Annotated in this window: 20 protein-coding genes; 10 read left to right on the forward strand and 10 right to left on the reverse strand. The window is 71.7% G+C overall.

The window, feature by feature from the left end:
* Positions 1-37: 37 nt before the first annotated feature.
* Positions 38-481, reverse strand: a complete 444-nt coding sequence (locus HHX35_RS07370; protein ID WP_139574036.1) for a Fur family transcriptional regulator — start codon at positions 479-481, stop codon at positions 38-40.
* 118 nt (positions 482-599) lie between these two features.
* On the opposite strand from HHX35_RS07370, the gene HHX35_RS07375 reads away from it, so the two are divergent.
* Entirely contained in the window at positions 600-1688 is a 1089-nt protein-coding gene (locus HHX35_RS07375; protein ID WP_310738940.1) for a CapA family protein, read from the forward strand.
* A 200-nt stretch (positions 1689-1888) separates the two neighbouring features.
* Positions 1889-2539 carry a TetR family transcriptional regulator gene (locus HHX35_RS07380; RefSeq protein WP_139574038.1) on the forward strand — a complete coding sequence of 217 codons (651 nt, stop codon included), beginning with the start codon at positions 1889-1891 and terminating at the stop codon, positions 2537-2539.
* Between the two features lie 151 nt (positions 2540-2690).
* Here the strand turns inward: HHX35_RS07380 and HHX35_RS07385 are convergent, their stop codons facing one another.
* Positions 2691-3089, reverse strand: coding sequence for a hypothetical protein (locus HHX35_RS07385; RefSeq protein WP_182898106.1), 399 nt, complete (start codon positions 3087-3089; stop codon positions 2691-2693).
* A gap of 163 nt (positions 3090-3252) precedes the next feature.
* Here HHX35_RS07385 and HHX35_RS07390 point away from each other — a divergent pair, with 163 nt between their 5' ends.
* Positions 3253-3792 (forward strand): tetratricopeptide repeat protein, encoded by a 540-nt coding sequence (locus tag HHX35_RS07390; RefSeq protein ID WP_310738942.1) that lies wholly within the window; start codon positions 3253-3255, stop codon positions 3790-3792.
* A gap of 325 nt (positions 3793-4117) precedes the next feature.
* Here HHX35_RS07390 and HHX35_RS07395 read toward each other — a convergent pair whose 3' ends face one another.
* From HHX35_RS07395 to HHX35_RS07425, 7 genes are all read right to left on the reverse strand, one after another.
* Positions 4118-5503 (reverse strand): hypothetical protein, encoded by a 1386-nt coding sequence (locus HHX35_RS07395; protein WP_182898107.1) that lies wholly within the window; start codon positions 5501-5503, stop codon positions 4118-4120.
* Between the two features lie 160 nt (positions 5504-5663).
* Complete coding sequence (gene clpB, locus HHX35_RS07400; RefSeq protein WP_182898108.1) at positions 5664-8255, reverse strand: ATP-dependent chaperone ClpB; 2592 nt, start codon at positions 8253-8255, stop codon at positions 5664-5666.
* A 23-nt stretch (positions 8256-8278) separates the two neighbouring features.
* Complete coding sequence (locus tag HHX35_RS07405) at positions 8279-8626, reverse strand: heat shock protein transcriptional repressor HspR (RefSeq protein ID WP_139574042.1); 348 nt, start codon at positions 8624-8626, stop codon at positions 8279-8281.
* A gap of 4 nt (positions 8627-8630) precedes the next feature.
* Positions 8631-9800, reverse strand: a complete 1170-nt coding sequence (gene dnaJ / locus HHX35_RS07410; protein WP_139574043.1) for a molecular chaperone DnaJ — start codon at positions 9798-9800, stop codon at positions 8631-8633.
* A 113-nt stretch (positions 9801-9913) separates the two neighbouring features.
* Positions 9914-10549: a nucleotide exchange factor GrpE gene (grpE, locus tag HHX35_RS07415; RefSeq protein WP_182898109.1), complete on the reverse strand. Its 636-nt coding sequence runs from the start codon at positions 10547-10549 to the stop codon at positions 9914-9916.
* Positions 10546-12411: a molecular chaperone DnaK gene (gene dnaK, locus HHX35_RS07420; protein ID WP_139574045.1), complete on the reverse strand. Its 1866-nt coding sequence runs from the start codon at positions 12409-12411 to the stop codon at positions 10546-10548. Before dnaK ends, grpE begins: the two co-directional genes overlap by 4 nt.
* Before the next feature lie 188 nt (positions 12412-12599).
* Positions 12600-13070, reverse strand: a complete 471-nt coding sequence (locus HHX35_RS07425; protein ID WP_182898110.1) for a hypothetical protein — start codon at positions 13068-13070, stop codon at positions 12600-12602.
* Between the two features lie 85 nt (positions 13071-13155).
* On the opposite strand from HHX35_RS07425, the gene HHX35_RS07430 reads away from it, so the two are divergent.
* A complete protein-coding gene (locus HHX35_RS07430) occupies positions 13156-13884 on the forward strand; it encodes an ABC transporter ATP-binding protein (RefSeq protein ID WP_259404831.1) in 729 nt (242 codons plus the stop codon).
* The gene (locus tag HHX35_RS07435) at positions 13881-14615 is read left to right on the forward strand and encodes an ABC transporter permease (RefSeq protein ID WP_182898111.1); all 735 of its coding nucleotides are present in this window, start codon (positions 13881-13883) and stop codon (positions 14613-14615) included. The genes HHX35_RS07430 and HHX35_RS07435 overlap by 4 nt, the downstream gene beginning before the upstream one ends.
* 40 nt (positions 14616-14655) lie before the next feature.
* Here HHX35_RS07435 and HHX35_RS07440 read toward each other — a convergent pair whose 3' ends face one another.
* Positions 14656-15630 (reverse strand): AraC family transcriptional regulator, encoded by a 975-nt coding sequence (locus HHX35_RS07440; RefSeq protein ID WP_182898112.1) that lies wholly within the window; start codon positions 15628-15630, stop codon positions 14656-14658.
* An 80-nt stretch (positions 15631-15710) separates the two neighbouring features.
* Here HHX35_RS07440 and HHX35_RS07445 point away from each other — a divergent pair, with 80 nt between their 5' ends.
* From HHX35_RS07445 to HHX35_RS07465, 5 genes are all read left to right on the forward strand, one after another.
* Positions 15711-16547: an NAD(P)H-binding protein gene (locus HHX35_RS07445; protein ID WP_182898113.1), complete on the forward strand. Its 837-nt coding sequence runs from the start codon at positions 15711-15713 to the stop codon at positions 16545-16547.
* Between the two features lie 97 nt (positions 16548-16644).
* On the forward strand, positions 16645-17439 hold the full coding sequence (gene proC, locus HHX35_RS07450) for a pyrroline-5-carboxylate reductase (RefSeq protein WP_139574049.1): 795 nt from the start codon (positions 16645-16647) through the stop codon (positions 17437-17439).
* A 146-nt stretch (positions 17440-17585) separates the two neighbouring features.
* The gene (locus HHX35_RS07455; protein ID WP_182898114.1) at positions 17586-18983 is read left to right on the forward strand and encodes an HlyD family efflux transporter periplasmic adaptor subunit; all 1398 of its coding nucleotides are present in this window, start codon (positions 17586-17588) and stop codon (positions 18981-18983) included.
* A gap of 80 nt (positions 18984-19063) precedes the next feature.
* Complete coding sequence (locus tag HHX35_RS07460; protein WP_396779926.1) at positions 19064-19723, forward strand: ABC transporter ATP-binding protein; 660 nt, start codon at positions 19064-19066, stop codon at positions 19721-19723.
* Entirely contained in the window at positions 19720-20904 is a 1185-nt protein-coding gene (locus HHX35_RS07465; protein WP_182898116.1) for an ABC transporter permease, read from the forward strand. The genes HHX35_RS07460 and HHX35_RS07465 overlap by 4 nt, the downstream gene beginning before the upstream one ends.
* Positions 20905-20934: the final 30 nt, after the last annotated feature.

A 20934-nucleotide genomic window follows, 5' to 3' on the forward strand; every position in this document is an offset into this window, starting at 1 on the left:
TGCGTGCGGAAAGCAGCGGAAAGCAGGGACGCGAGACTCAGACGTGGGCGGAGTCGGGCTGGGCGCTGCCGGCCTCGGCCCGGCACGGGGGGCACAGGCCCCAGTAGATGACGTCCGCCTCGTCCACCAGGTAGCCGGCGTCAGACGCCGGCTCCAGGCAGGGCGCGTGCCCCACCGCGCAGTCGACGTCCGTGACTCTTCCGCAACTGCGGCAGACGAGGTGGTGGTGGTTGTCGCCCACCCGCGTCTCGTACCGCGTCGGGCTGCCCGCGGGCTCGATGCGGCGGAGCAGTCCGCCGCGCTGCAACGCGTTCAGCGAGTCGTAGACGGCTTGCAGGGACACCTGGCCGACGCGTTCGCACACACCGCGATGGATGGCTTCCACGTCGAGGTGGTCGCCTCCGCTCACGGTCTGCATGATCGCCAGCCGGGCCGCGGTCACCCTCAGTCCGGCCTGGCGAAGGCGCCCGGCGTCGTCCACAGCCCCTACGTTAGCAACAAACTTGAATGGCTCAAGTAAAGGAACTCTCCCAGTTATTTGCCCCAGGATCTCCCACGGGCTCCCCGGATGCCGGCGGAAGATGGCATGCTCGGGTGCCGTGAGACGTCAGCCCCTCGCCCTGTCCCTGTTCGCCCTCCTCGCGGCTCCCCTTCTCGTCGCGGGGTGCAGCCCGGCGGAGAGCGAGCCCGTTCCCGGTGCGTCGCAACCGGAGGTCAAGACCGCGACGCCGTCTCCCAAGCCGCAGCGGCGGCCCTTCACGATCTCCTTCGCGGGCGACGTGCACTTCGAGGGCGTCCTGCGCAACCGGCTCAACGCCGACCCCCGTACGGCGCTCGGCCCGATCGCCGCCGTGCTGCGCAAATCCAACCTCACCGCGCTCAACCTCGAGACGGCCATCACCACCGCCGGTACGCCCGCGCCGGGCAAGCAGTTCACCTTCCGGGCGCCCGCCACCGCGTTCACCGCGCTCAAGGCCGCCGGAGTGGACGTCGTCAACATGGCCAACAACCACGGCATGGACTACATGGAGAGCGGCCTCCGGGACACGCTCGCCGCGATCAAGTCCTCGAAGTTCCCCGTCGTCGGCATCGGCGCGGACGAGACCGAGGCATACCGGCCCTTCCGCAGGACGGTCAACGGCAACCGGGTGTCGATCATCGGTGCGACCCAGGTGATGGACGAGCAGTTCATCCAGCCGTGGACGGCGGCCGGGGACAAGGGCGGGCTCGCGTCGGCGAAGAACGAGCCCCGTCTCATTCGTGCCGTACGGCAGGCCCGCAAGAACTCCGACACCGTCATCGTCTTCCTGCACTGGGGCGCCGAGCTGGTCAAGTGCCCGACCCCGGTGCAGCGGAGCCTGGCGGGCAAGCTCGTGGCCGCGGGAGCCGACGTGGTCGTGGGCAGCCACGCGCACATCCTGCTGGGCGGCGGCTACTCCGGTCCGGCGTACGTCCAGTACGGCCTGGGCAACTTCGCCTTCTACAACTGGGGCCCGGACACCGGGACGACCGGCGTGCTCACCCTGACGATCAACGGCAGGAAGGTGCTCAAGGACCAGTGGACCCCCGCCCGGATCAACGGCGGCGTGCCGATTCCCGTGACGGGCGGCGCCAAGCAGCAGGCGCTCGGCGCGTACCGCGCGCTGCGCGGCTGCACCGGCCTGTCGGCCGCACCCGCCGACTCCTGACGGCGGTGCGAGGGGATTCTTGCCGCAAATCAGACGACTGGTCGATAAGCGCTGACCACGGCGCGTGAAACAGGCAAGATGGGTGGGTGTCCAGCCGGTACGTGAGGGAAGCAGGCGGCCCCGCTGTCGCCGTCGAGCACTGTGCTGCCGTAGAGACCTGTGCCGCCGCCGAGAAATGGGTCCGTGGGGGTGGTGAGGGAATGTCACCGCGCTCGCCGCATCCCGATGAGCCGCTGCGGCGGCGTCCTTCGCAGCGTCGCAGCGCCCGCAGAGTGGAGCGGATGCTCGACGCCTGCGCCGAGCTGCTCGACGAGGGAGGGTACGACGCGCTGACGACCACCCGGGTGGCCGAGCGGGCCGGGGTGGCGATCGGCTCGGTCTACCAGTTCTTCCCGGACAAGCGGGCGCTCAGCCAGGCCCTGACGCGGCGCAACGTCGAGTTGTTCGTCGCGCGGGTCGGGCGTCGCTTCATGGTCGAGGACTACGCCGGCTGGTGGGACGCCGTCGACGCCATCATCGACGAGTACGTCGAGATGCACCGCAGTGTGCCCGGGTTCCGCTCGCTGCACTTCGGCGAGGTCTTCGATCTCGACCTCCTCGACTCCGTGGCCGACAACAACACCGTGATCGCCGGACGGCTGCGCGCGCTGCTGTTCGCCGAATTCGGGCTGGCGGACAGTGAGGATTTGGATCGTGCCATTCTCGTCGCCGTGGAGGCCGGGGACGCGGTGCTGAAGCTCGCCTTCCGGCACGACCCGAACGGCGACCCCGGAATCGTGGCCGAAGCCAAACAGCTCGTCCGCGGATATCTGTCCCGCCAGCTCGCCTCGGCCGTCTCGCGGCGCGGGTGACGACGCGCGCCCTCGTGGCGCGGGTGTTGCGGCAGGCGGGCAGGGCATCCACCCCCGCCGGAGGCGGGCGGAGCGGCTCGCGGCGGGCGGCGGTGTTCGTGCGGGCTTATCCGTGCGGGCTTATCCGCGGGGCGGCTCACTCGGAGGCGGCTCACTCGTGCGGGCGGCGGGGATCGCCCGGCGCCTGCGGGCCGGGTACGCCGCGGGGGACGCCGATCGAGGGCCACAGCCCCGGTGTGGCGGTGCCCTGGACGTAGGCGGTGTTCTGCCAGGACCTGGTGCGGGTGCGCGGCGGTATCGTCAGCTCCCGCGTGTCGTCCTCGTCCGTCAGGCTCGGCTGTCTCTTCCCGGTCGCGCCGGCGCGGCATCGCAGAGTCGCCGCCGGCTCGACCCTCAGCTCCATCATCTGCAGCTTGGCCTGCAGCCGGGCCAGTTCGGCGCGGGCCTGGTCGAGCGCCTCGTACTGGGCCGTGACGAAGCCGGCGAAACCCGGAACCACGGCGGCGAGCACTGTTGTGGAGGCGAGAGTCAGTATCACCCGCTTGGACATGCTGTAACGCTCCTCGCCGAGCTTCGATTGGCACAGGCATGCTGCGATATGCCCGACTATCTGCCGAGAAAAGCGCATAGTAGCCAAACGTGTACTAACTGTTGCTTCGGCAATGCCTGGTGTTGTCCTGCGAAAACAGGCCGGGATCGGTAGCCTCGGCTCTGTGGCACATGTGACAAATGAGCAGGTGGACCGACTGCTCGAACAGGCCCTGCTGCTCGATGACCACGGTGCCCTCGCCCGCCGCCTCGACGCGCTGGCCCAGGGGTACGAGTCGGGAGAGATGTCCAGGGCGGCGATCCTCGTGCTCGCCGCGGAGGAGTGGCGCCAGGCCGGTCAGCCCGCGACCGCCCTCGACCGTTACCAGAGCGCTCTGGAGGACGGCGGGGAGGTGCCGGTGGACCCGCGTGCGGGCATCGCCGACACGCTGTTCGAACTCGACCGGCCCGAGGAGGCCAGGGCGTTGATCGCCGCGGTCAGGTCAGGGGACTGGAACCCGTCCACCGCGCTGACCGTCGCCGAGACACTCGTGGCGTACGGCGACCTCGACGCGGCGCACGAGTGGGCCACCGACGGCATCCGCGCCTGCGGCGCGACGGGGTCGGGCATCCGCGACTCGCTGCTGCGCACTCGCTACCGCATCCGGGTCGATCTCGGCCTGCCGGAGGACGACCTCGACGCCCTCCTCGACGTTTCCCGCTGAGTCCTCTCGGCACCCCGGATACGGCTTGAGGGCCTCACCCGGTCAGGTGGTGTGAGGGCATGGAAAAAGGGGCCGTGGATCACGGCCCCTTGGTCACGTTGTCTTCGGTTTCGCTGTCTTCTGTGTTCCGGCGGACGAGGCCGGATGGGAGCCGCGGGGGAGCCGGGGCGACGCCGATCACCCCGGCCGGCCGGTGCAGGCCGTCCCGGCCGGTGCTCGCCTCTCTCCCCGCCCGGCGGACTCGCTCCTCGTGCGGCCCGGTCGCCGAACCCGGGCCGTCGGCCGCAAGGCCGCCGTCCTTGCGCCTCGTATGGCGGATGGAGGGTTACGGCAGGAGTTTCTTGCCGGTCGCGGTGGCGAAATCGGTCACCGCGCGCGTGCCCGTCGCCTTGGTGAGGGCGGCCGGGGCGGTGATGTCACCGTTCTGCTGGCGCGAGGCCGCCTTGGGGTACTCGCGCGGCTGCAGCCGCGGCACGTGCCGGCCGTCCGCTGCGTCGGGCTGCACGGCCGCGGCGGTCCCTCGCCCGCGCGCGTCGTCGTTCCGCTGACGCTTGTCCTTGGCCCCCTTCTTGCGCTCACCCTCCGGCAGGGAGGCGTTGCGCGTGCCGGTCATGGGCCGGCCGGCCTGACCCGCCTGCGGGGCCGCCTGGTCGGCACTCTGCTTGGCACTCTGGTCGGCGGCCTGGGCGGGCGCCACGACCCCGGGCTGCTTGTGGGGGTGGTGCGCCTTGCGGTGGCGGCGGTCCTTCACCGGGAAGGTCTGCGTGCTCTGCTTCTGGCCCGAAGCACCGCTCTGCGAACTGGTGCTGTGGAACTCGCCCTGGGGTGCGAAAGCACCCTGTGTGCCCTGGTTCCGCGCCTCCGGCTTCTGCGCGCCCGGCTTCTGCGCTCCCGAGTTCTGCGCCTCCGGCTTCTGTGCTCCTGGCTTCTGCGCGCCCGGCTTCTGCGGCACCGCGCCCTGGGCGGAGTCGCCCCGGGACGCCGAGCCCGCCTGCTCGTCCTGCGGCTTGGGATGCCGGTGGCTCTTCTTCTGATGCCCCTGCGCGACGGGGTGCTCCCGCTCCTGGGCGGCCGGCGCGGTCCGCAGCGCCTGGGGCGCGCAGGCGTTCGCGGCGCCGGGCTTGGCGGGTGCGGCGGCGAGGAGGGGCACGGTGCTCCTGGCCGGGAACAGGGTTTTGGCGTCCGCCGCAGGAACGGCGGGCGCGCGGCGCGGTTCGGAGACGGCCGTGGCGCCCGCCACGGCGTTGTGCACCGGGGCGGAGACCGCCTTCGCGGGCGCCGAGAGGGTCGCGGCGTCGGCGGGAAGCGTCTTCGCGCCCGCCGGTGCGGGCAGTGCCGTCGTGCCGCCGGGAACGGCGGGGGCGGCCTTGGCCGCGCCGGGTGCCGCACCTGTTGCCGTACTGGGCATCGTGCCCGGCAGCGTACGGGGGCCTGGCACGGCCGGCAGCGCCGCGGGCCCCGGGACGGTCCGGGCGACCATGGCGGAGCCGGTGGGAAGCGAGTTGCGCCCCTGCCCGGCGGCCGCTCCGGCCGCGTCGGCGATGCTCAGCACGCCCGCCGCCGGAAGGGTGGTCAGTCCTCCCGTGAGGTCGCGGCCGGTGACGTCATGGCCGGTGACGTCGCGGCCGGTGATGTCGTGGCTTTGGGCCCGGCAGGCGTCGGCGAGCGCGCCGTCCTTCGCCATCGCCGGGCCCCCGGTCAGCCAGCTCACTCCGGCAGTGACGGCCGCAAGCGCAACGCACCGCCCTCGAATACTTCGTGATGTCCTGGACATCCACGTCCCCCTGATCGCGTACGGTAGTCCGACGAACGCCGAACGTAGCAGCGAGGGGAAAGAGCGGGGCGCGCTTGCCCCAATGGTGGGGAAGACCTTACCGAGCGGGCTGAATCGTCAGCGTGTCACCTGCCTCGTCAAAGTCCACGATTACCTCGTCGCCGTCCCTGATGGCCCCCGACAGCAGCTCCTTGGCGAGCTTGTCGCCGATGGCCGACTGGATCAGGCGGCGCAGCGGACGCGCGCCGTACAGCGGGTCGTAGCCGGTCAGCGCGAGCCAGTCGCGGGCGGCGGGCGTGACGGTCAGCTTCAGCCGCCGGTCCGACAGGCGCCGCGCGAGCCGGGCGACCTGCAGGTCCACGATCTGCGACAGCTCCTCGGTGCCCAGCGCGTCGAACACGATGATGTCGTCGAGCCGGTTGAGGAACTCGGGCTTGAACGACGCCCGCACCGCGTTCATCACCGCCTCGCGCTTGGCCTCGTTCTCCATCGTGGGGTCCACGAGAAACTGCGAGCCGATGTTCGAGGTGAGGATCAGGATCGTGTTGCGGAAGTCGACCGTGCGGCCCTGCCCGTCGGTGAGCCGGCCGTCGTCGAGCACCTGCAGCAGGATGTCGAAGACCTCGGGATGGGCCTTCTCGATCTCGTCGAGCAGCACCACGGTGTACGGCCTGCGCCGCACGGCCTCGGTGAGCTGGCCGCCCTCCTCGTAGCCGACGTAGCCGGGCGGCGCGCCGACCAGACGGGCCACGCTGTGCTTCTCGCTGTACTCGCTCATGTCGATGCGGGTCATGGCCCGCTCGTCGTCGAACAGGAACTCGGCGAGCGCCTTGGCCAGCTCGGTCTTGCCGACACCGGTCGGGCCGAGGAAGAGGAACGAGCCGGTCGGCCGGTCGGGGTCGGCGATGCCGGCCCGGGCACGCCGTACGGCGTCGGAGACGGCCTGGACGGCCTGGCGCTGGCCGATCAGGCGCTCACCCAGCTCGTCCTCCATCCGCAGCAGCTTGGCGGTCTCGCCCTCCAGCAGCCGCCCGGCGGGGATGCCGGTCCACGAGGAGATGACCTCGGCGATGTCGTCCGGGCCGACCTCCTCCTTCACCATCGGCTCGGCCTCGGCCTCCGCGGTCTCGGCGGCCTTGGTGGCCTCGTCGAGCTCCTTCTCCAGGCGGGGGACGTCGCCGTACATGAGCCGCGACGCGGCCTCGAAGTCGCCGTCGCGCTGGGCCCGTTCGGCCGCGCCGCGCGCCTCGTCGAGCTGCTTCTTCAGCTCACCGACCTTGTTGAGGCCGGCCTTCTCCCGCTCCCACCGGCTGACCAGGGCGTTGAGGTCCTCCTGGCGGTTGGCCAGCTCCTCGCGGAGCTTCTCCAGGCGCTGCCGGCTGGCCTCGTCGGTCTCCTTGGCGAGCGCGAGCTCCTCCATCTTCAGGCGGTCCACGCTCCGCTGGAGCTGGTCGATCTCCACCGGCCGCGAGTCGATCTCCATGCGCAGCCGCGACATCGACTCGTCCACCAGGTCGATCGCCTTGTCAGGAAGGAAGCGCGCCGTGATGTAGCGGTCGGAGAGCGTCGCGGCGGCGACCAGGGCGCTGTCGGAGATCTGCACCTGGTGGTGGGCCTCGTATCGGCCCTTGAGCCCGCGCAGGATCGCGATCGTGTCCTCGACGGTGGGCTCGCCGACGTAGACCTGCTGGAACCGCCGCTCCAGGGCCGGGTCCTTCTCGATGCGCTCGCGGTACTCGTCGAGCGTGGTGGCGCCGATCATGCGCAGCTCGCCGCGGGCCAGCATGGGCTTGAGCATGTTGCCCGCGTCCATCGCGCCCTCGGCCGCGCCCGCGCCGACCATCGTGTGCAGCTCGTCGATGAACGTCACGATCTGGCCGTTGCTCTCCTTGATCTCGGTGAGCACGGCCTTGAGGCGCTCCTCGAACTCGCCGCGGTATTTCGCGCCCGCGACCATCGCGCCGAGGTCGAGCGCGACCAGGCGCTTGTTGCGCAGGCTCTCGGGCACGTCGCCCGCGACGATTCGCTGGGCGAGGCCCTCGACCACGGCGGTCTTGCCGACGCCGGGCTCGCCGATCAGCACGGGGTTGTTCTTGGTGCGGCGCGACAGCACCTGGACGACCCGGCGGATCTCGCCGTCGCGACCGATCACAGGGTCGAGCTTGCCCGCCCTCGCCGCCTCGGTGAGGTCGACGCCGTACTTCTCCAGCGCCTGGTAGGTGTCCTCGGGCGTCTCGCTGGTCACCCTGGCATGCCCGCGGACCTTCTCGAACGCCTCCAGCAGCGCGCTCGGGGTGGCGCCCGCGGCCTTCAGCAGGTCGGCGACCTGCCCGCCGTCGGTGGCGAGCCCGACGAGCAGGTGCTCGGTCGAGACGTACTCGTCCTCGAGCTGCTTGGCCCGCTGCGCCGCGGTGTTGAGCACGGTCAGCAGCTGGCGGGAGCTGGACGGCGCGCTCACGGTGGAGCCCTGCGCCTTCGGCAGCCGGTCGAGCAGTTCCTCGGCCTGGGCGCGCAGCTGCCGGGGGTCCGCGCCGACGGCCTGCAGCAGCGACCCGGCGATGCCGCCGTTCTGCCCCAGCAGGGTCGTCAGCAGGTGCGCGGGCGCGACCTCGGGGTTGCCGTCGGCCGCGGCGCGCCGGACGGCCGCGGACAGGGCCTCCTGGCTCTTCTGGGTGAACTTGTAGTCCATATGTGAATGCCTCGTTTCGCCGATCAGGCAGGTGGCAGTTCGTAGCGGACCAGTGCCCGCAACATCGTGAGCTCACCCCTGAGCCGGGTGACCTCCTCGCGCATGCGCATGTTCTCGGTTTCGAGTTCGAGGATGCGCTTGATGCCGGCGAGGTTGATGCCGTGCTCCTGGGAGAGCCGCTGGACCTCGCGCAGAAGCACGATGTCCCTGGTCGAGTACAGCCGCCCCCGCCCCGCCGTACGGCCGGGGCTGACGAGCCCGAGCCGGTCGTACTGGCGGAGCGTCTGCGGGTGCAGCCCGGACAGCTGGGCGGCTACGGAGATCACATAGACGGGGGTGTCGTCGGAGATGTCGAAAAAACTGGCATCCATCGGCTCACTCGCTTCTGGCCTGCTTGATCAGCTCTTCGCGAAGGTCCTGGCCCTCGGTGGCGTTCCTGAACTCCTCGAGGGCCGCGCGGGCCTTGTCGTCGAGGTTCTGGGGCACCGTGACCTGGACGGTGACCAGCAGGTCGCCCTTCGTGCCGTCCTTGCGGGAGGCCCCCCGGCCGCGCACCCGGAACGTCCGCCCGTTGGGCGTTCCCTCCGGGATGCGCAGGGTCACCGGCATCCCCCGGAGCGTCGGCACCTTGATCTCGGCGCCGAGCGCGGCCTCGGGGAAGGTGACGGGGACCGTGACGGTCAGGTTCTCCCCGCTGCGCCCGAACACGGGGTGCGGCTTGACGTGGACCAGCACATAGAGGTCGCCGGCCGGGCCGCCGTTCTCACCGGGCGCGCCCTTGCCCTTGATCCTGATGCGCTGGCCGTCGCCGACCCCGGCCGGGATGCGGGCCTGGATCGTACGGGTGCTCTTGCCGCGCCCGCTGCCTTCACAGACGGGGCAGGGGTCGTCGACCACCAGGCCCCGGCCGCGGCAGTCGCGGCACGGCTCGGAAAAGGCGAAGTTGCCGAGGTTGCGGCTGGCCGCCCCGGTTCCCTCGCAGGTCGGGCAGACCCGTGGGGTGGTGCCCGCCTTCGCCCCCGTGCCGCCGCAGGCGGTGCAGGCGGCCGAACTGGTGAGCCGGAGGGACACGGTGGTGCCGTCGACCGCCTCGCCGAAGGCGAGCGTCACCTCCGACTCGACGTCCTGGCCGCGCCGTGGCCGGGCAGTGGTCGTGCGCGTGCCCGCTCCGCCCCGGTTGAACAATCCCCCGAACAGATCCCCTATCCGCTCGCCCGACCCCGAGCCGCCGAACAGGTCGCCGAGGTCGAAGTTGAAGCCGCCGCCGGCCCGGGTCCCGCCCGCGCCCGCGTAGCCGCCGAGCCCCGACCCGAAGAGCGTGCGCGCCTCGTCGTACTCCTTGCGCCGCTTGACGTCCGAGAGCACGTCGTACGCCTCGGAGACCTCCTTGAACTTCTCCTCGGTCTCCTTGTTCCCCGGGTTGGCGTCGGGGTGGTACTGACGGGCGAGCTTGCGGTACGCCTTCTTGATCTCCTCGGCGCTCGCGGTCTTGGGCACACCAAGGACGGCGTAGTAGTCCTTTTCCAAGTAGTCCTTGGTGCTCATCTATTGCTTCCTTCGCACGAAAGGGGAGTGATCCAGTGTTCCCGCGGCTGTCGTCGCGGGTGCCCTCGCGGGTCTCTCCCGATCTTCACCGATCGGGAGAGACCTCCGCGGTTTCAGTTCTCGTCCGGTCCGCCGGACTCGCCGGAGCCGGCCGCCGTCTCCGCCGTCTCCTCGCTCGGCTCGGCGACGGCCACGCGGGCGGCGCGCAGGATCCGCTCGTTGATCCGGTAGCCCGGCTGGAGGATCTCGACGCACGTCGGCTCGGTCACCTCCGCCGAGTAGCTGTGCAGCAGGGCCTCGTGCACGGTCGGGTCGAAGAGGTCGCCCTTCGTGCCGTACGCGGTCAGGCCCAGCTTGCCGACGGCCGCCTCCAGCGACTCGCTCACCTTCGCGAAGCCGCCGGTGAGCTCGCCGTGGTCGCGGGCGCGGCCGATGTCGTCGAGCACGGGCAGCAGCTCGGTGAGCACGCTCGCGACGGCCTGCTCCCTGACGGCGATCCGGTCGCGCTCGACCCGCTTGCGGTAGTTGCTGAACTCCGCTTGGAGCCGCTGCAGATCGGCGGTGCGCTCGGCGAGCAGGTCCGTCGCGGACCCCTCGGCGGGCGCCGCCGCCGTCTGCGTGCCCTGGTCTCCGAGGGCGCCCTCGGGCGCGTCCTCGGCGGACTCGCGGGCCTTGCCGGTCTCCGGGTCGATCTTGCGGTTGTCGCGGATCACCGGCTCCTCCTCGGAGCCGTTCTCACGCGGGCTCACTTGCGGCCGCCCTCCCGCTCGTCGTCGACGATCTCAGCCTCGACCACGTCCTCGTCGGCCTTCGCCTGGGCGCCCTCCGCGTCCGCGCCGGGTGCGGCGCCCTCGGCGCCGGCCTGCGACTGGGCGTAGATGGCCGAGCCCATCTTCTGGCTGACCGTGGCGAGCGTTTCTGCGGCGGTGCGGATGGCGGGGATGTCGGTGCCCTCCAGCGCCTTCTTCAGCTCGGCGAGCGAGTCGTTGACCTCGGTCTTCACGTCGGCCGGGACCTTCTCGTCGTTCTCGCGGAGGAACTTCTCCGTCTGGTAGGCCAGCGCGTCCGCGTTGTTGCGGACCTCGGCCTCCTCGCGGCGCCGCTTGTCGTCCTCGGCGTAGGACTCCGCCTCGCGCATCATGCGCTCGATGTCCTCCTTGCCCAGGGCCGAGCCGCCGGTGATGGTCATCGACTGCTCCTTGCCCGTGCCGAGGTCCTTCGCCGAGACGTTCACGATGCCGTTGGCGTCGATGTCGAAGGTGACCTCGATCTGCGGGATGCCGCGCGGGGCCGGGGCGATGCCGGTCAGCTCGAAGGTGGCCAGCTTCTTGTTGTACGCCGCGATCTCGCGCTCGCCCTGGTAGACCTGGATCTGCACCGACGGCTGGTTGTCCTCGGCCGTGGTGAAGACCTCCGAGCGCTTGGTCGGGATCGTCGTGTTGCGCTCGATGATCTTGGTGAAGATCCCGCCCTTGGTCTCGATGCCCAGGCTGAGCGGGGTGACGTCGAGCAGCAGGACGTCCTTGACCTCGCCCTTGAGGACACCGGCCTGGAGCGCGGCGCCGATGGCGACGACCTCGTCCGGGTTCACGCCCTTGTTGGGCTCCTTGCCGCCGGTCAGCTCCTTCACGAGGTCGGACACGGCCGGCATGCGGGTGGAGCCGCCGACCATGACCACGTGGGCGATGTCGGAGATCTTGATCCCCGCGTCCTTGATGACCTGGTGGAAGGGGCCCTTGCAGCGCTCGAGCAGGTCGGCGGTGATCCGCTGGAACTCCGCCCGGGTCAGCTTCTCCTCCAGGTGCAGCGGGCCCTCGGAGGAGGCGGTGATGTAGGGCAGGTTGATCGTGGTCTCGGTCTGGGCCGACAGCTCGATCTTGGCCTTCTCGGCCGCCTCGCGCAGGCGCTGGAGGGCCATCTTGTCCTTGGACAGGTCCACGCCGTGCGCGTTCTTGAAGCGCGTCACCAGCTCGTCGACGACCCGCTGGTCCCAGTCGTCGCCGCCGAGGTGGTTGTCACCGCTGGTGGCCTTGACCTCGACGAACCCGTGCCCGTCCTCCTGACCGACGTCGAGCAGGGACACGTCGAAGGTGCCGCCGCCGAGGTCGAAGACCAGGATGGTCTGGTCCTTCTCCTTGTCGAGGCCGTAGGCCAGGGCCGCGGAGGTGGGCTCGTTGATGATGCGCAGCACGTTGAGGCCCGCGATCTGGCCGGCCTCCTTGGTGGCCTGCCGCTGGGCGTCGTTGAAGTACGCCGGGACGGTGATCACCGCATCGGTGATCTTCTCGCCCAGGTACGCCTCCGCGTCCTGCTTGAGCTTCTGCAGGACGAACGCGCTGATCTGCTGGGGCGTGAACTTCTTGCCGTCGATCTCGATCGACCAGTTCGTGCCCATGTGGCGCTTGACCGAGCGGATGGTCCTGTCGACGTTGGTCACCGCCTGCCGCTTGGCGACCTCGCCGACGAGGACCTCTCCGTTCTTCGCGAACGCGACCACGGACGGCGTGGTCCGCGAGCCCTGGGCGTTCGCGATGACCGTGGGCTCGCCGCCCTCGAGGATCGAGACGACGGAGTTGGTCGTCCCCAGGTCGATACCTACCGCACGTGCCATGAGTACGTCCTTGTAGTCAAAGTTGAGTCGGTCAGACTCAAATACTAGCCCCGCTGAGGGGTCTGTCAAACAGCTTGAGTCTATGGGGCTCAACCCTGGAGCGCGCGGATTTCATCCCGTCATCGCGAACTTGTGTGAACTGTCCCGTCTGCCTCGTCCGGGGCGGGGCCTGCGGGCGGGGGCGTCGTCTACTTCGCCCCGTCCACGACCTTCCGCCCGTCGAGGGGGGCCTTGAGCTGCACCTTCGTGGTCTTCATGATCGCGATCGCGATGCAGACGGCGTCGGGCGAGCGCCGGTCCTGTCCCTCGTACAGGGTGACGGTGACCTCGCGCGCGGTCTCGGTGACCTCGACGCGGTCGAGCACGTTGCAGGGCTCCACTCCGGACCACCACACGACGTCGAGGGACCTGCCGTCCTCTGTGGGGGTGGCGCTCTCCCACGGCACCTTTCGCGGGTTCAGGGTGGGGCCGGCCGGGGTCACAGGAGACGGCGCGCCGGACGGTGCCGTGCCGGCCGGCGAGGCTGGTGCGGGTGAGCTGTGATCGGCCCCGGCGCCGGAGGGGGAGCCCTCGGGCTGCTCGGGTGATGCCGAGGTGGAGGAGGTCCCTCCGCAGGCGACCGCCAGGAAGAGGAGGGCCACGAGCCAGAGCTTTCTCATGCCCCTTACACGGCTGTAAAGAGCCCCCGGTTCGACCGGCCGGCCGCGCGTTGACGCACCCCCGTCGGAAGGCTAATTTCAACGCATGATGAATTTATCGGATCCCGCGATCGCCGTACGGGATCTGCGGGTGGCCAGGGGCGGGGCGGAGGTCCTGCACGGCCTCACCTTCGAGGTGCCGCGAGGACAGGTCACCGGCCTGCTCGGGCCGAGCGGCTGCGGCAAGACGACGCTCATGCGGGCGATCGTGGGCGTCCAGATCGTGTCCGGCGGGGAGGTGAGGGTGCTCGGCGAGCCGGCCGGGAGTGCGGGCCTGCGCCGCAGGATCGGCTATTCGACACAGAGCCCGGCGGTCTACCGGGACCTGACCGTGCTGGAGAACCTGCGCTACTTCGCCGCCGTGCTCGGCGCGCGGAAGGACGCCCCCGAGCGGGTGCTGGCGGAGGTGGGGCTCGCCGGCGCCGCCCACCAGCTCGGAGCCACGCTCTCCGGCGGCCAGCTGGGCCGCGCCGGGCTCGCCGTGGCCCTGCTCGGCCGTCCGGAACTGCTCGTGCTGGACGAGCCGACGGTCGGGCTCGACCCCGTGCTGCGGCAGGAGCTGTGGACGCTCTTCCACCGCCTGGCCGAGGGCGGCACCACGATCCTGGTCTCCAGCCACGTCATGGACGAGGCCGCGCGGTGCGAGCGGCTGATCGTGCTGCGCCAGGGGGAGATCCTCGCCGACGACACCCCCGGCGCCCTGCGTGCGCACACGGGCACGACCGACCTGGAGGAGGCGTTCCTGCGCCTGATCGAGGAGAGGGCGGCGGCGTGAGTTTCGCGATCACCCTCGCCACCGCGAGGCGGATCACGACCCAGCTCCGCCACGACCGGCGGACGGTCGCGCTGATGGTCCTGGTGCCGACGCTGGTGATGATCCTGCTCTATTACGTGATGGACGACGAGCGGTCGTTCGGCCGCTGGGCGCCGATCCTGCTGTGCGTCTTCCCCTTCCTGGTGATGTTCCTCATCACCTCGATCGCGACCCTGCGCGAGCGCACGTCGGGCACGCTGGAGCGGCTCATGGCGATGCCGCTCGGCCGGCTCGACCTCCTCCTCGGATATGGCCTCGCGTTCGGGCTGGCGGCGTGTGCCCAGGTGGCGCTGGCGCTGGCCGTCTCCCTCACCTGGCTGGGCCTGGACCTGCCGGGCCCGCTGTGGCCGCTGGTGCTCGTCGCCCTGCTCAACGCCCTGCTCGGCACCGCGCTCGGCCTGCTGTGCAGCGCGTTCGCCCGTACGGAGTTCCAGGCCGTGCAGTTCATGCCGATCGTCATGCTCCCCCAGATCCTGCTCGGGGGGATCCTCGTGCCGCGCGGGCAGATGGCGACCGTGCTCGAATGGATCTCGGACGTGCTGCCCATGTCGTACGCGATCGAGGCGATGGCGCACGCGGTCGCGGACGCCGACCCGGGCGGCGAGTTCTGGCGCGACGTCGTCGTGGTGGCGGGGTCGGCCGTGCTGGCCCTTCTGCTCGGCGCCGCCACGCTGCGGCGCCGAACCTCCTGAGTGAACCCTCTGAGTGCCGCCGTACGCCTTGGGCAGGGGCTCAGCGCGTTCGGCGGCGCCAGGCCGAGGGACTGACCCCGTGGGCGCGCTTGAACGCCACGCTGAAGGCGAACGCGTCCTCGTAGCCGACCTCGCGGGCCACGGCGGCGACGGTGGCATCGGTGTCGCCGAGCAGATCGGCTCCCAGGGTCATCCGCCAGCCGGTGAGGTAGGTGAGCGGGGGCTCGCCCACCAGGCTCCTGAAGCGCGCGGCGAAGGCGGCGCGGGACATGCCGACCCCGGCGGCCAGCTCGGCGACCGTCCACCGATGAGCGGGACGGTCGTGCAGCAGGCGCAGCGCCTCGCCGACGGCGGGATCGGCCAGCGCCCGGTGCCAGGAGGGGAGCGGAGCCTCCGGCCCGGCGCACCAGGCCCGCAACGCCAGCACGAGCACGAGGTCGAGCAGCCGGTGGAGGACGGCGTCCTGGCCCGGTTCGTCGCGGGCGACCTCGGTGGCGAGCAGATCCAGGGCCGCCCGGGTGCGCGGCCCGGACGGCACGACCGCCAGCGGCGGCAGCATGCGCAGCAGCCGGACGCCGGCCTCGCCGCGCAGTTCGCAGGCGCCCCTGAGCATGATCGTGGCCCCGGGCAGGCCATCGCCGTAGGTGCGCGGGCCCAGACTCCGCTGTACGCCCGCCGCCCCCATCCCGGCCGCCCCCACCCCGGCCGTCCCCTCGCTTCCGCCGACGACGTGTTTCCTGCCCCCGTGGATCACGGCCTGCGGCGGGGTGGCCGGACTGTCGGCGATCGTGTGCGCGTGTGCGCCGCCGATGAGGGCGATGTCACCGGGGGCCAGACGCGCCGGGGCGACGCCGGCGTCGTGGAGCCGGACCGACGCGTGGCCGCCGAGCGCGGCCACGACGGTGAGAGGAGGGGCACCGGTGAAGGCCAGCGCCCACGGTGGCCGCTGGATCAACTGCCTGACCAGAGCGTTCCTGGCGTGAGCCCGGTGGAGCAGGTCGCTCAGCACGTCCATGGCGTCACGGTAGACGATCACAAATGGATAGACGACGTTCTCCCATGGATCGTCTGCGCTTCTCCCGGTTTCCTGGAGGCATGGAGAAGATTCTCGTTCTCGGCGGCACCGGCAAAACGGGTCGCCGCGTCGTCCGGCACCTGCGGGCCGCCGATATTCCGGTGAGCGCGGCGTCCCGCACCGGCGGGGACGTCGCCTTCGATCTGGGCAGGCCGGAGACCTGGGCTCCCGCGCTCGACGGGGCCGCCGCCGTCTACATCGTCGAGCCCGACCTGCGGCCGGGCCTGGACCGCCGGGCGCGCGTCCCCGCTCTCGTGGCCGAGGCGGTGGCCGCGGGCGCGCGGCGGCTGGTGCTGCTGTCCGCCCACGGCGTGGGCGAGGCCGGTGACGATCACCCTCTGAAGTCCGCGGAGCAGGCCGTGCGCGAGTCGGGCGTCGGCTGGACCCTCCTGCGGCCCGACTGGTTCTCGCAGAACTTCAGCGAGGCCTTCTGGCGGCAGGGGATCCTCGCCGGAACCCTGGCCCTGCCCACCGGCGACGGACGCACCCCGTTCGTCGACGCCGAGGACATCGCCGAGGTCGCGGCGGCGGCGCTGACGGACGAGCGCCACAGCGGCCGGATCTACTATCTGACCGGCCCGCGGGCCGTCGCCTTCGGAGAGGCGGCCGACCTCATCGGCAGGGCCACGGGGCGTACGATCCGGCACGTCGACGTCGATCCCGAGGTCTTCGTGGAGCGCCAGGTCGCGAACGGCGTTCCGTCCGACGTCGCGCGGCTGCTCACCGGCCTCCTCGTGAACATCCGCGACGGGCGGGGCGCCGCGCCCTCCGACGGCGTGGGACACGCCCTCGGCCGGCCGCCCAGGAGGTTCGAGGACTACGTCGCCGAGGCCGCCGCCGCGGGACACTGGAACTGACCCTTTCCGCCGACGCGTGGGGCAGCGCGTTCGGCTCCGTCCGGCAGGGTCGGTAAGCTGCGGGGAGATCCCGGCCAAGCCCAGAAGAGGTGCAGGAATGATCGCGATTCTCGGGACCGGAAAGATGGGCGAGGCCCTGCTCTCCGGGCTGGTACGCGCCGGTCTGCGGCCGGACGAGATCGTGGCGACGGCCCGCAGGCCCGAGCGGGCCGAGGCGCTGCGCGAGCGGTACGGCGTGCGGGTCGCGAGCAACGCCGAGGCCGCCAAGCTGGCCGACACCCTGATCCTCGCGGTCAAGCCGCAGGACATGGGCGCGCTGCTGACCGAGATCTCCCCGCATGTGGCCGCCGACCGGCTGGTGATCTCGGTGGCCGCCGGCATCACGACCGCGTTCGTGGAGGCGAGGCTCGGGGACGGCGTGGCGGTCGTCCGCGTCATGTCCAACACGCCCGTCCTGGTGGACGAGGCCATGAGCGTCATCTCGGCCGGGGCGCACGCCTCCGAGGAGCACCTCAAGCGCACCGAGGAACTGCTCAACCCGGTGGGCAAGGTGCTGCGCATCCCCGAGTCGCAGCAGGACGCCGCCACCGCCCTGTCCGGCAGCGGCCCGGCGTACTTCTTCTACCTGGTCGAGGCCATGGTCGACGCCGGGATCCTGCTGGGCATGCCGCGCGCCGCCGCCCTCGACATGGTCACCCAGTCGATCGTCGGCGCCGCGATCATGCTGCGCGACTCCGGGGAGCACCCGGTGATCCTGCGCGAGGCCGTGACCTCGCCGGGAGGCACCACGATCTCCGCCATCGCCGAGCTGGAGCGCCACAAGGTGCGGGCCGCGTTCCTCGATGCCATCGAGGCGGCCTGCGAGCGCAGCCGCCGTCTCGCCGCCGGCTGACACAAGACGCTCACCCCGGTTCGCGGACAGTGCGCCGGTTGCCGCGCTGATGCCCTGTGCTGGCCGGTATTCCCTGTGCTGACCGGTATTCCCTGTGCCGACCGCATTCCCGGGACGGCGGATGACCATCCCTTTACGATTGGCGGGTGACGTCTCGTCGCGGGGTCGTCCCGCTGCTCGCCGTCCTGCTCGCCGCCGGGTGCACGTCCTCAGAACCACAGAAGGCCCCGGTGGCCGTGGTCACCAGAACCACCGTCAGCGAGGTCGTCGAGGCCCCGGCGACGGTGGGCGCGCGTGCGACGGCCACCCTGACCGCCCCCGCCTCCGGCACGGTCGCCCACCTGTACGTCCAGGACGGCGACACGGTGAAGAAGGGCCAGATCCTCGCCAGGATCAGCTCTCCCCAGGCCAGGCGGCAGCTTTCCGCCGCACGGAAGGCCGACAGGCAGGCCGCCCGTCCGGTCTCCTTCGGCGGCGCGGGCGGCGCTCCGGTGAGCGTGCGGCTGCCGCGCCCGCGGCTGCCGAGCTCGCTCGACGTGCACGTCGCCCGCTCGTTCGCCCAGGCCAGGAAGGCGGCCAGGTCGATCGGCGACCGTGCGACCAGGGCACGGCTGCTGGCCGCCATCGACGCCGCCGACAAGCGTCAGCGGGCCCAGCGGCGGGCGCTCGGCGAGGTGCTCGACGGGCTGACCCGCTCGCTCGACCAGACGCTGTCGCAGGTGAGCGGCCAGGTGAGCGCGGGGATGAGCGGGCTGAGCGCGTCCATGGCGTCCCTGCGGGCCGCGTCGAGGTCGCAGACCAGGGCGGCCGTGCACGCGGCCGAGCAGACCGTGGACGCCCTGGTCGTCAGGGCGCCGTTCGGCGGCGTGGTCACGCTCGGCGGCGCGTCCCCGGCCGCGGGCGCGGCCGGCCTCGGCGCGCTGGTCTCGCAGCTGCCGGCGGGGCTGGCGAGTCAGGCGGGAGCCGCGGCGGCCGCTCCCGCGGGCCGTTCCGGCGGGACGATCGCCACCGGGGTCCCGGTGGCCGCGGGGGATCCGATCGTCACGGTGACCGACGTGTCGGTGCTCACGTTGTCCGCCGACGTGGACGAGACCGACGTGCTGCTGGTGCGCAGGGGCACGCCGGCCGAGGTCGAGTTCGACGCGGTGACCGGCGCGACGTACACCGGCAGCGTGACGGGCGTGGGGGTCACCCCCAAGGAGGGCGCGACCGGCGGGGTCAGCTATCCCGTACGGCTGCGCCTGGGCCGGGGCGCCTACGACGACGGCAGCGCGGCCCCCGCGCCCAAGCCGGGGATGAGCGCCGTGGTGCGGCTGGCCGTACGCCGGTCGGAGAACGCCACCGCCGTGCCCGCGTCGGCGATCGTGACGAGCGGCAGGGAGACGATCGTGTGGGCGGTGCGCGGCGGCAGGGCCGAGCGGCGGGTCGTCCGGCTGGGCGCGCAGGGCGACGCGGTCGTGGAGATCCTCAGCGGGGTGTCCCCCGGTGAGCGGGTGGTCGTCAAGGGCGCCGACGCCGTACGCCCCGGCCAGTCGCTGTCGTGAGCCGCGACGAGCGTGCCGGCGGGCCCGCCACGGCGGCGACGCCGGGGGCGACCGGCGCACCCGTCCCGGCGTTCGAGGCGATCGGCCTCACCCGGTCCTACCGCCTGGACGGCGGGGTGCTGGTCGACGCGCTGCGCGGGGTGAGCCTGCGCATCGGGCAGGGAGAGTTCGCGGCGATCGTGGGCCCGTCCGGCTCGGGCAAGTCCACGCTGATGCACCTGCTCGGCTGCCTCGACCGGCCGACCTCCGGCACGCTGCGGGTGAACGGCGTGGACGTGGCGACGCTCGACGACGCCGGACTGGCCGATCTGCGCAACCGCACGATCGGCTTCGTGTTCCAGTCCTTCCATCTGCTGGCCCGCACGTCCGCGCTCGACAACGTGGCGCTGCCGCTGGTCTACCGGGGCGTGTCCCGCGCCGAGCGCAGGGAGCGGGCCAGGGCGGCGCTGGAGGCGGTCGGGCTCGGCCACCGGCTCACGCACCGGCCGTCCCAGATGTCCGGCGGCGAGCAGCAGCGGGTGGCGATCGCCCGGGCGCTGGTGGGCGATCCCCGGGTGCTGCTGGCCGACGAGCCCACCGGCAACCTCGACACCCGCAACGGCGAGGAGGTGATGGGCCTGCTCGAACGGCTCAACGAGGGCGGCGTCGCCGTCGTCCTCGTCACTCACGACGCCGAGGTCGCCGGCCGGGCCCGCCGCCAGATCCACGTACGCGACGGCCGGATCGAGCGCGACTCATGAGGACCGCCGAGGCGCTGCGGATGGCGGTGGAGGCGCTGCGGGTCAACCGGCTGCGCAGCATGCTGACCATGCTCGGTGTGATCATCGGCGTGCTCTCGGTCGTGATCCTCGTCGCCATCGGCACCGGGGCCAAGAACGCCGTGGAAAAGGAGATCGCGGGGCTCGGCAGCAACATCATCCTCGTGGTCCCCGGCCAGGTGGGGCTGGGCGCGGCCCCCACGCAGAGCCGCCTCGACCTGTCGGACGTCGCGTACGTGCGGCGCGTGGTCGGCGATCCGTCGAAGGTGACGGTCGCGGTGAACTCCGGCGAGCCGGTCCGGGTGGGCCGCGTGGAGGTGTTCGCCACGCTCACCGGGACCGATGAGAACATGCCCCACGTCTTCGACCGGCCGCTGCGCCGGGGCCGCTATCTCACCGAGACCGACGTGGACACGCGGCGGCGCGTGGTGATCCTCGGCTCGGAGGTCGCGGCCAAGCTGTTCGGGGACGTCGATCCGATCGGCCGCCAGGTCACGATCGCGGGGGTGCGGTTCCGGGTGATCGGCGTCTACGAGACCGTCGGATCCACGTTCGGGGTGGCGCGGGACCAGGAGGTGCACCTGCCGGTCACCACCGCCCAGCGGCTGATCGGGCTGCCGAGGATCAACGGCATCGCCGTCGGCGCCTCCGGCCCGGACGAGATCGAACCGCTGCGGCGGCGGGTCGTGGCCGCGCTGGACGCCCGCTATCCGGGCGAGACGTTCTCGGCCGTCACGCAGACCCAGCTCCTCGGCACGATCGGCACGGTCCTCGGCATGCTGACCGGCGTGCTGGCCGCCATCGCGGGGATCTCCCTGCTGGTCGGCGGCGTCGGGGTGTCCAACATCATGCTGGTCAGCGTCAGGGAGCGCACCAAGGAGATCGGCCTGCGCAAGGCACTCGGCGCCCGGGGCCGCGACATCCTCGGCCAGTTCCTCATCGAGGCCGTGCTGCTGACCACGATCGGCGGTGTGATCGGCATCCTGACCGGAGTCGGCGGGGCGCTGCTGATCCAGGCGGTCTCGCCGGTGCCCGCGTCGATCACCTGGTGGTCGATCGTGCTCGCCTTCGGGGTCTCCGCGGCCGTCGGTGTCTTCTTCGGCGTCGCCCCCGCCCGGCGGGCGGCCAGGCTCGACCCGGTCGTCGCGCTGCGTACGGACTGAACGGGGTACGGACTGAACGGGGTATGGACT

The sequence above is a fragment of the Microbispora sp. H10830 genome, from assembly GCF_014161375.1.
Classification (GTDB): domain Bacteria; phylum Actinomycetota; class Actinomycetes; order Streptosporangiales; family Streptosporangiaceae; genus Microbispora; species Microbispora catharanthi.

Coding starts and splice junctions, on each gene's coding strand:
- HHX35_RS07445 (WP_182898113.1), top strand. CDS start 15,711: ATGGAGAAGATTCTCGTTCTCGGCGGCACCGGCAAAACGGGTCGCCGC.
- HHX35_RS07380 (WP_139574038.1), top strand. CDS start 1,889: ATGTCACCGCGCTCGCCGCATCCCGATGAGCCGCTGCGGCGGCGTCCT.
- HHX35_RS07465 (WP_182898116.1), top strand. CDS start 19,720: ATGAGGACCGCCGAGGCGCTGCGGATGGCGGTGGAGGCGCTGCGGGTC.
- HHX35_RS07405 (WP_139574042.1), bottom strand. CDS start 8,626: ATGGATGCCAGTTTTTTCGACATCTCCGACGACACCCCCGTCTATGTG.
- dnaJ (WP_139574043.1), bottom strand. CDS start 9,800: ATGAGCACCAAGGACTACTTGGAAAAGGACTACTACGCCGTCCTTGGT.
- HHX35_RS07385 (WP_182898106.1), bottom strand. CDS start 3,089: ATGTCCAAGCGGGTGATACTGACTCTCGCCTCCACAACAGTGCTCGCC.
- HHX35_RS07440 (WP_182898112.1), bottom strand. CDS start 15,630: ATGGACGTGCTGAGCGACCTGCTCCACCGGGCTCACGCCAGGAACGCT.
- HHX35_RS07425 (WP_182898110.1), bottom strand. CDS start 13,070: ATGAGAAAGCTCTGGCTCGTGGCCCTCCTCTTCCTGGCGGTCGCCTGC.
- dnaK (WP_139574045.1), bottom strand. CDS start 12,411: ATGGCACGTGCGGTAGGTATCGACCTGGGGACGACCAACTCCGTCGTC.
- clpB (WP_182898108.1), bottom strand. CDS start 8,255: ATGGACTACAAGTTCACCCAGAAGAGCCAGGAGGCCCTGTCCGCGGCC.
- proC (WP_139574049.1), top strand. CDS start 16,645: ATGATCGCGATTCTCGGGACCGGAAAGATGGGCGAGGCCCTGCTCTCC.
- HHX35_RS07430 (WP_259404831.1), top strand. CDS start 13,156: ATGATGAATTTATCGGATCCCGCGATCGCCGTACGGGATCTGCGGGTG.